Origin of the sequence: Pseudomonas taiwanensis DSM 21245 (assembly GCF_000425785.1) — a bacterium.
Taxonomy (GTDB): Bacteria; Pseudomonadota; Gammaproteobacteria; order Pseudomonadales; family Pseudomonadaceae; genus Aquipseudomonas; species Aquipseudomonas taiwanensis.
On record NZ_AUEC01000066.1, the window covers coordinates 1 to 1412 of the forward strand.

Sequence of the window (1412 nt, forward strand, 5' to 3'; positions counted from 1 at the left end):
CGAATCGTCGCCGTGCGCAGGTTCAGCGCGTCGTACTCGTGCCTCCACACCGCGACCATCGGCACAGCGGTCTTATTGCAGACCAGGGCCATGATGTTGCCCACTATAGGAGAATGACGTAGCTGCTGACCGCTTGCAGGCAAGTAACACGGTATTTAGGGGCGCGAGGGCGACTTGCTGTTCGCGCTAACTTGCTTTGTCGAAGCGAACTAGAGGACCTTGGCGGACACCTGACAAGCAGGTCTGACACTACTTGACAATCAACTAGGTCAAGTTTCTGTGCGACAATCCTGCCGCGCAGATATTATCCCAACAAATGTCCTCTTGGAAAAATAACTTGTTAGATCGATGCGTCCCGCCGCCAAAAACTAGCATTAGTATGTTTGAATGCAAAAAATTCGCCCAACCCTTAAAATGCGCTACCGCTCAATTCAATCGTAGCAACTACTCATCATCAACTAGCTGACCTGATTTCTACCAATGCCTTCTCTAAGATTTTCATATCCGGCGGGACGCTATCTCTCGCTTTAGATTTTATCCAGCGGAGATAAGGGCTCTTCGCACCGCTTACTAATTTTCGTCCTTCATCAGTCACTTCACTCACCTTGACGACCCTCTTGACAAAAGACAATTTATCATCAACCAACTCACAAACAACCAAACCATTGTCTTGCAAAAATTTAAATAAATATCGAAAGCCTTCTTCTGTGCGCACCTGCCACTCCGGCACTTCTGAGTACGCACTAATAATTTCGTCTATATCCCAAAGGGTATAATCATCCATGTCAAGGTCTCCTCACAACTTTTGAAACACCAACAACTGGCACTAGGTCGCCTGTAGTCCTGTCCTTCACAAACGTTCCCCCTTTGGCTCGAATCCTCGCTTCTTTCTCTATTTGCGCCTGTTTATCAGCGGTCATGCTTGTAACCTCATACGCAGTTGCTTGACCATTTTCAATGACTACTGTATCCAAACGCCGACGCTCTTTCGTGTCAGTGTCTGTGACAGACCTTTTATCAGCCCCGCGCAAATAACACTCACTCTGAATATTTGCATCTGGATTACTCTGGAGCAGTTCCGCGTTGAACTCTTTATGCCTCCTGTCACCCTCAACAGCATTTTTTATACGTGCCAATCCCCATGGGTCAACCCAATCAATAGGATTCGGAACATACTCATAGAGGTTGAAACCGCCGCCGTAGCTGATCGGGTCCTGGCTCACAAACCGCCCAGCCCTCGGATCATAGTACCGATACCGGTTGTAATGCAGCCCGGTCTCGTGATCGTGGTACTGCCCCTGGAAGCGAATCGGGTTGCTCATCCCAACCTGCCTGGCCCACTCCGAGCGCACCTCGCTCACTTCCCCCCACGCCTTGTACTGCCCCGCCCACGCCACCTCTCCGTGGTGGTC

At 49.9% G+C, this 1412-nt stretch carries 2 protein-coding genes; both read right to left on the reverse strand.

Features of this window, described 5'->3' with window-relative positions; genetic code table 11:
* Nucleotides 1–454 precede the first annotated feature (454 nt).
* Complete coding sequence (locus H620_RS0118885; protein ID WP_023381482.1) at nucleotides 455–784, reverse strand: hypothetical protein; 330 nt, start codon at nucleotides 782–784, stop codon at nucleotides 455–457.
* A 1-nt stretch (nucleotide 785) separates the two neighbouring features.
* On the reverse strand, nucleotides 786–1412 hold a 627-nt coding region (locus H620_RS27610; protein ID WP_162144464.1), incomplete at its 5' end, for an RHS repeat-associated core domain-containing protein.